General features: G+C 68.9%; 7 protein-coding genes and 1 other RNA gene. 6 read left to right on the top strand and 2 right to left on the bottom strand.

The features are described from left to right. Window positions 1–377, bottom strand: a 377-nt coding sequence (locus ACIKT0_RS10115; RefSeq protein ID WP_407105229.1) for a heavy-metal-associated domain-containing protein, incomplete at its 3' end; no start/stop codon positions are given. A 172-nt stretch (window positions 378–549) separates the two neighbouring features. Further along, a complete protein-coding gene (locus ACIKT0_RS10110) occupies window positions 550–1,599 on the bottom strand; it encodes a ketopantoate reductase family protein (protein WP_407105227.1) in 1,050 nt (349 codons plus the stop codon). Between the two features lie 265 nt (window positions 1,600–1,864). Here ACIKT0_RS10110 and ACIKT0_RS10105 point away from each other — a divergent pair, with 265 nt between their 5' ends. The 6 genes from ACIKT0_RS10105 to ACIKT0_RS10080 form a co-directional block, all read left to right on the top strand. Continuing rightward, window positions 1,865–3,622 (top strand): ABC transporter ATP-binding protein, encoded by a 1,758-nt coding sequence (locus tag ACIKT0_RS10105; protein WP_407105226.1) that lies wholly within the window; start codon window positions 1,865–1,867, stop codon window positions 3,620–3,622. A 73-nt stretch (window positions 3,623–3,695) separates the two neighbouring features. Beyond that, entirely contained in the window at window positions 3,696–4,046 is a 351-nt protein-coding gene (locus ACIKT0_RS10100) for a hypothetical protein (protein WP_407105225.1), read from the top strand. A 127-nt stretch (window positions 4,047–4,173) separates the two neighbouring features. Next, window positions 4,174–4,428 carry a DUF6894 family protein gene (locus ACIKT0_RS10095; protein WP_183393635.1) on the top strand — a complete coding sequence of 85 codons (255 nt, stop codon included), beginning with the start codon at window positions 4,174–4,176 and terminating at the stop codon, window positions 4,426–4,428. A gap of 30 nt (window positions 4,429–4,458) precedes the next feature. Then, window positions 4,459–4,817, top strand: a transfer-messenger RNA (tmRNA) gene (gene ssrA / locus ACIKT0_RS10090). An 838-nt stretch (window positions 4,818–5,655) separates the two neighbouring features. After that, complete coding sequence (locus ACIKT0_RS10085; protein ID WP_407105224.1) at window positions 5,656–6,693, top strand: YeiH family protein; 1,038 nt, start codon at window positions 5,656–5,658, stop codon at window positions 6,691–6,693. A gap of 10 nt (window positions 6,694–6,703) precedes the next feature. Next, a partial coding sequence (locus ACIKT0_RS10080; protein WP_407105223.1) for a LysR family transcriptional regulator occupies window positions 6,704–7,436 on the top strand: 733 nt, incomplete at its 3' end.

The following is a 7,436-nucleotide window of genomic DNA, read 5'->3' as shown; positions in this document are numbered from 1 at the left end:
ACATAGGGCCAAGCCGCCCAGCCGGGCTCCGCCAGCGAGACGGCCCACGCCGCGGCGAGCAGAGCCCCTGTCGCGAGCACCAGCCGCCCCTTCGAGGAGGCGTGCCAGGGCCCTTCCTGGTGGTCGTGATCGTGGGACGGATCAGCCCCGGCCGCGGCGGGATCGTGGGCCTTGAACCCGAGCGCGTCGATCTTGGCCCGGATGGCGGCGCGGCTGGTGCGGTCCTCGTCGACGGTGATCGACATCGAGGCCGCGGAGACGCTCACCTCGACCTCGGCGACGCCGGGCAAGCGGCGCATCGCGGTCTCGATCTTCTGGGCGCAGGACCCGCAGTCCATGCCTTCGATGCGGAGCTTCAGCGCGCTCGCAGCGGCCATCTCGTCACCTCGAATCCCGACGTGACGCCTGATATGGACCCTGTCCGCCGCGATGGCGATGGCTCACCGACCACCAAGTCGCGCCCGCCTTGTTGCGCGGACGCGTCGATGTCGCAGAAGGGCGAGGCGGAAGCGTTCCCTCCGGAGCGCTCCCGCCTCGCGTCCCTGGAGCTCAGCCCGGAACGATGCTCTCGCCCAGCCGGGCGTCGACCGTCTTCACGGTGCGGTCGATCTCGGCGTTCGGCATGCCGAGCTGATCCGCGATCAGCTTCACCAGCAGGTCGACGCGCTCGATGAACGGCGCGCCGCTCGCCACCGCGCGGGCGGCCGAGGACGGCTTGAGCAGGCTTTCGGCCGCCTTGGCGTACTTCTCGAACGGCACCTGGTCGCTCGGGTCGGCGCCGAGCCGACGGGCGACGGCGTCGACATGCTCATAGATCGACCGCGAGAGTTCGAGGTCGCCATGCACGGCGTCGCGGATCGACTGCGGCTCGCCGGTGGTGATGCAGCGATAATTGCCGGTGAGCAGCATCGACCATTTGGCGAGCGGCACGAACAGCGAATCGAACACCTTCAGCTTCACCGGCACTTCGTGTCCGTCGATCCGGACGGCGTCGATGTCGGCCTCGAGCTCGCGCAGCAGCTGGTTGTGCGCCTCGTCCTCGAAGGTCGCGGCCTTGAAGTTGGTCGGCAGGCCGACATGCAGGACGTTCGCCCCTTCCTCCGGCGGGCGGAACGCCTGCGGGTCCGGCGAGCAGAGCGACATCAGGCCCGGCTCGAAGCGCTCCCACACCGAGGCGTTGGTGTAGGCCTCTTCGAGGTCCATGCCGGCGAGCGCCGGGATCCGCTTCAGGTAGGGCAGCGGCGGCATGTTCATGAGCGAGAGGCAGGGCAGCCCGGCCTCCGCGATCTTGATCATCAGCACGCGGATCGTGTGGTTGGCGTATTGCGGCTCCTGCATCGCCAGCACGACCAGGTCGTATTTCGAGACGTCGACGTCCTGCGGGGGCGTGGCGTCGAGCTTGCCCGGCTGGTCGCGCGAGAAGATCGCCCGGTGCGTCGGCTCGTCGCGCAGCTTGATGCGGACCTCAGTGCCTTCGCCATTGATCAGATCAGCAGTCTTCTGCCGGCACACCAGCGTAGCGTTGTGGCCCGCCATCAACAGCTTCGTCGCCAGCAACGAGCCGTAAGACGCCCCAAGAACTAGAATGTTGCGAGCCATGTTCTCTTCCGGATGCACACGAGAATTTTCCCTCCCTACTGCGTTTCGAAAGACAGCACAATTCGCCGCATTGGGTATGCACAATGCCACGGCGCGCGCTGTCCTTGGCCCAGCGAGGCGGCGGATTCCGCCGCCTGAGGAAGGCGTTTCGGGAACGTTTGCCCCTCGAACGCGGCCATGAAGGCGCAGGCGGCCTGGCGGCTCCCGCCGCACGGCGCGCGAGCATGGTGGACGCGCGGCTCACAGGCCGTTATCGCCTCGCCCCATGGACACGCAGCGATCGCCCGGAGCGCAGCCGACGCTGAGGCGCTTCTTCGGCTACTACAGACCCCACAGACGGCTTTTCATCCTCGACTTCTCCAGCGCGGTCGTGTCGGGGCTGCTCGAGCTCGGCTTCCCGCTGGCGGTCAAGATGTTCGTCGACGACCTGCTGCCGAGCCAGCATTGGGGCCTGGTCGTGCTCGCTGTGCTCGGCCTGCTGGCGATCTACCTGCTGAACACCGGTCTGATGGCCGTGGTCACCTATTGGGGCCACATGCTCGGCATCAACATCGAGACCGAGATGCGCCGCAAGGCGTTCGACCATCTCCAGAAGCTGTCCTTCGGCTTCTTCGACAACCAGAAGACCGGCCACCTGATCGGCCGCCTGACCAAGGACCTGGAGGAGATCGGAGAGGTCGCGCATCACGGCCCCGAGGACCTGTTCATCGCCGTGATGACGGTGATCGGCGCCTTCGTGCTGATGTTCTCGGTCGACGTGAAGCTCGCGCTGATCACCGCCGCGGCGCTGCCGCTCACGGCCTGGGTGACGAGCCGCTATGGCGGGCGGATGACGCGCAACTGGCACGAGCTCTACGGCCGCGTCGGCGCCTTCAACGCCCGCATCGAGGAGAATGTCGGCGGCATCCGGGTGGTGCAGGCCTTCGCCAATGAGGACCACGAGCGCCGCCTGTTCGCCCAGGACAACGTCCGCTACCGCGCGACCAAGCTGCACGCCTACCGGATCATGGCCGCGAGCACTTCGCTCAGCTATCTGAGCATGCGGCTCACCCAGCTCGTGGTGATGATCGCCGGCAGCTATTTCGTGATCACCGGCGAGCTGAGCCAGGGCGGCTTCGTGGGCTTCCTGCTGCTGGTGACGGTGTTCTTCCGGCCGATCGAGAAGATCAACGCGGTCATCGAGACCTATCCGAAGGGCGTCGCGGGCTTCCGCCGCTACCTCGAGTTCCTGGAGACCGAGCCGGACATCGTCGACCGGCCGGGCGCGATCGAGGTCAAGTCGCTGCGCGGCGACATCCGCTACGAGGCGGTGAGCTTCAGCTATTCGGGCGGGCGCGAAGTGCTGCGCGACCTCGACCTCGCCATCGGGGCCGGCGAGACGGTGGCGTTCGTCGGACCCTCCGGCGCGGGCAAGACCACGCTCTGCTCGCTGCTGCCGCGCTTCTACGAGGTGACCTCGGGCCGGATCACCATCGACGGGATCGACATCCGCGACATGACGCTCGCCTCGCTGCGCAGGCAGATCGGCGTCGTGCAGCAGGACGTGTTCCTGTTCGCCGGAACGATCCGCGAGAACATCGCCTATGGCCGCCTCGGCGCCTCCGACGCCGAGATCATGGACGCCGCCAGGCGCGCGCGGCTCGAAAGCCTCGTGGCCTCGCTTCCGGACGGGCTCGACACCGTCATCGGCGAACGCGGCGTGAAGCTCTCCGGCGGGCAGAAGCAGCGCGTCGCGATCGCCCGCATGTTCCTGAAGAACCCACCCATCCTGATCCTCGACGAGGCGACCTCCGCGCTCGACACCGAGACCGAGCGGCTGATCCAGCAGGCGCTCAGCGAGCTCGCCCGCGGGCGCACCACGCTGGTCATCGCGCATCGGCTCGCCACCGTCCGCGACGCCGACCGCATCGTGGTGGTGGACGCCGGCGGCCGCGTCGAACAGGGGCGGCACCAGGATCTGCTCGCGCGGGCCGGGCTCTATCGCAGCCTTCACGAAGCGCAGTTCGCCGGCCGGGAGTCCTGACGCACGTCATCAGGCCGTCATCGCCGCCATGGTCCGCTCGGGGCTCGGACAGGCATGACGAGGCACGGCCGCCATGAACATCGAAGGCGTCGAAAGCAGGGCCCGCGCCCGCTTTCTGTCCTGCGCCCTGGCGCAGGACGACGAGATCGGCTCCCACGCCCGGCAGTTCGCGGGCGAGCTCTCGCGGGAGCTGCTCCGCGCGCCGCCCCATGAGCGGGCCCAGCTGCTGTTTCGGCTCGAGGCGCTCCTGAAGACGCTCGAGGCCTATGACCCGACGTTTCCCGTGAAGCTCGCGAACCCGGTCAATGCGCGGTGCCGGCGCTTCCTGGCGGGCGTCATCGAGGGGCTTCGCCGCGGCGCCGAACCCTCGACCATGCCCCGCGCCCGACGCCCCAAAGCCGGGCGCCTCGCCCTCGCCATGTGAGGCTTCCGGGCCGCCCCGCGCGGCCCTGTGGCGCCGCACGGGCCTATGGCGCGACTCCGGTGGAACGGTTGCCCTCCCGTCCCCGTTGCAGGCGGGAAGCAAGCGTCACCCGAGCGCCCGAGACCCGATGCCGCGATATTTTTTGCACATCCGCGACCGTGACGGCTTCACCGAAGACGCCGAAGGGGCCGAGTTCGAGGGGCTCGCCCAGGCGGTGGCGGCGGCCATCGTGGGCGCGCGCGACATCCTGGCCGAACAGATCGAGGAAGGCCGCCCGCTCGACGGCGACCGGATCGAGATCTGCGACGAGGGCGGCGCGCTGGTCGAGACCGTCAGGTTCGCCGACATCGTCGAGATCAAGCCGTCGTTCCGCCGGTACTGACGCGCGACATCGCGCCCGGGCGGGCGATCACCCCTTTCGCCGCGCCGCTGCGTCCCCTATATTCAATCCCGCCGGAGGCATCCGGCTATGGTGATAAACGTTCGCCGCAATAAACCCTTCGGACCCGGGGGCAGTACCCGGCGCCTCCACCAAAGTCCGCGCAAGATCGCGGATTTCGGCGGGGGCGAAACAGGATCGACGGGGGCGTAAAGGGCGGGCTTTTGCCCGGCATGGTACCGCCGTTATCGGGCCTTTCTATAGTTGCCAACGACAACTATGCTCCGGTTGCTCAGGCCGCGTGAGCGGTTTGAAAGACCAAACCTAAAGTCCTGACGGTCTAGCAGCTGTCGGGCGGGGCCCGGAGGCGCCTGGCAACAGAAGCCTCCACTTTCCCTCTTCTTTAAGTTCCCGACCGCTCCTCGGCCCGCTGCGCTTTGGGGTGCGACGCCGTTTGTCCGCGCGCCGGCGACGCTCTTGTCCCTCCTCGCGGCGAAGCCGTGGGGAGGGTGGCCCCTCGCGGCAGCGAGGGGTCGGGTGGGGTCTTGGGCGAAGGCCGCACCCGTCGTCGTCGGCCTACGATGGGCCCGCGGACCCACCTCGCCGTCATGCCCGCTTGCGGGCATCCACGACTTCCTTCCCCGTCGCGCTTGAGACCAAGTCGTGGATACCCGCGCGAGGGCGCGGGCATGACGCGGAGGTTCGGGCGGTTCCGTCTGAAGACACCCCACCCGGCCGGGCTTCGCCCGTCCACCCTCCCCTCTGTGAGGGAGGGAAAGAGCGCCCTTCGCCCAGCCGGGACGGCTCGGGCGTCCGACGCCGCCCTTCGCCCACGCGTGACGCCTCTCTCCCTCCTCGCGGCGAAGCCGTGGGGAGGGTGGCCCCTCGCGCTAGCGAGGGGTCGGGGTGGGGTCTTGGGCGTGGGGCGCAGCCCGTCGTCCTCGGGCGTATGACGAACCCGCAGGCCCCGCCTCGCCGTCATGCCCGCTTGCGGGCATCCACGACTTCTTTCCGCGCAACGTCAGCAAGAGAAGTCGTGGATACCCGCGCGAAGGCGCGGGCATGACGCGGAGGTTCGGGCGGCTGCTTCCGGAACGCGGCCGAAACCGTGACGGCCGCCGCCGACGCGCCGGCTCATTATCGTTCGATTTTTACGAACGTTCTGAGGCAGACAATTCGTTTTTATGAACTACCGCAATGCGTCATTTCTCCCGGCGAGGAGAACGACGAATGATGATGAACTCTCACGCGGCCGAGCTGCCGCAGCCGGCTTCGGTCTGGATGACGGCCGCCCAGGCCGGCGGGCGGCTGCTGCCGGGGGTGGCGCTGGCGTTCGGGGTCGCGGGGCTCGCCTATGCGACGCGCTGGACGACGGGGCTGACGGCCCTCAGCCCGATGATCCTGGCGATCGTGATCGGCATGGCGGCGCGCAACCTCTTCGGCATGCCGGCGCTCGCCGGTCCCGGGGTGGCGTTCTCGCTGCGGCGGATCCTGCGGCTCGCCATCATTCTGCTCGGCCTGCAGCTGACCTTCGGCCAGGTCGCCGAGGTCGGCGTCAGCGGCCTTGCGGTGATCGCCGCGACGCTCGTCGCGACCTTCGTCTTCACGATCTGGCTCGGCCGGCTGCTGGGCGTCGAGGCGCGGCTCGCGCAGCTGATCGCGGCCGGCACGTCGATCTGCGGCGCTTCCGCGGTGATCGCCGCCAACACCGTGACGCGCGGCTCGGACGAGGACGTCGCCTATGCGGTGGCCTGCGTCACGGTGTTCGGCTCGATCGCCATGTTCCTCTATCCGTGGCTGCCGGGCCTGCTGCATCTCGACCCGCAGGCCTACGGCCTGTGGTCGGGCGCCTCGATCCACGAGATCGCGCAGGTCGTGGCCGCCGCGTTCCAGAACGGCCAGGAGTCCGGCGAATTCGGGACCATCGCCAAGCTCTCGCGGGTCATCCTGCTCGCGCCGATGGTGCTCGCGCTGGGCTTCTTCGCCGCGCGGCGTGGCGAAGGCGGCGGCGACGCGCCGATGCCGTGGTTCGTGCTCGGCTTCCTGGCGCTCGCGGCGCTTAACAGCGTCTTCGTCATACCGGCCGAAGCCAAGGCTGCGGTTGCGACCGCGACCGGCTTTCTGCTCTCGGTGGCGCTCGCCGCGATGGGGCTTTCGGCCGATTTGCGGAAGCTCAGGGCGATGGGTCTGCGGCCCTTGCTTCTCGGCCTCGCGTCCTTCCTATTCATCGCGGGCTTCAGCCTCGTCCTCGTGAAGCTCGCCGCATGACAGAAGGCCGATGACCCTCGAACAGCTCCGGATTTTCGTGGCCGTCGCCGAGCGCGAGCACGTCACCCGCGCCGCCGGCGACCTGCATCTCACGCAGTCCGCCACCAGCGCCGCGGTCGCGACGCTCGAGGCGCGTTACGCCACGAAGCTGTTCGACCGCGTCGGCCGGAGGATCGTGCTGACCGAGGCGGGCCGGCTGTTTCTGGACGAGGCGCGCGCCGTGCTGGCCCGCGCCGCGGCCGCCGAGACGGTGCTGGCTGATCTCGCCGGGCTGAAGAAGGGCCGGCTCGCGCTCGGCGCCAGCCAGACGGTCGCGAGCTACTGGCTGCCGCCGCTGATCCACCGCTACCAGGAGCAGTTTCCGGGGGTGTCCGTCGAGCTGACCATCGGCAACACCGAGTCGGTCGCCAAGCTGGTCCGCGAGGGGACCGCCGATCTCGGCATCGTCGAAGGGGATGTCGAGGACCCGACGCTCAGCGTCGCTCCGGTGGCGGAGGACGAGCTCGTGCTGGTGGTCGCGCCGGGCCATCCCTGGGCCGACGGCCGGACCATCGAGGGGCGCAATCTCGCCGACAGCCGCTGGACGCTGCGCGAGCCGGGCTCCGGCACCCGGTCGATCCTGGAGCGCGCGGCCGAGAGCGCGGGGCTCTCGCTGGAGGCGATGAGCTTTTTCGGCCTGTTGATCCCGTCGCCGTTCGGACCGAGTTCGAAAGCTCTGCACGAGCTGTTCGAGCAAACGCATG

The sequence above is a fragment of the Hansschlegelia beijingensis genome (assembly GCF_045505405.1).
Classification (GTDB): Bacteria; Pseudomonadota; Alphaproteobacteria; order Rhizobiales; family Methylopilaceae; genus Methylopila; species Methylopila beijingensis_A.
This window is presented reverse-complemented; position numbering and strand designations above follow the sequence as displayed.

Excerpts from the sequence above, each read along its gene's own strand:
- ACIKT0_RS10110 (WP_407105227.1), bottom strand. The coding sequence starts at position 1,599 with ATGGCTCGCAACATTCTAGTTCTTGGGGCGTCTTACGGCTCGTTGCTG.
- ACIKT0_RS10105 (WP_407105226.1), top strand. The coding sequence starts at position 1,865 with ATGGACACGCAGCGATCGCCCGGAGCGCAGCCGACGCTGAGGCGCTTC.
- ACIKT0_RS10100 (WP_407105225.1), top strand. The coding sequence starts at position 3,696 with ATGAACATCGAAGGCGTCGAAAGCAGGGCCCGCGCCCGCTTTCTGTCC.
- ACIKT0_RS10095 (WP_183393635.1), top strand. The coding sequence starts at position 4,174 with ATGCCGCGATATTTTTTGCACATCCGCGACCGTGACGGCTTCACCGAA.
- ACIKT0_RS10085 (WP_407105224.1), top strand. The coding sequence starts at position 5,656 with ATGATGATGAACTCTCACGCGGCCGAGCTGCCGCAGCCGGCTTCGGTC.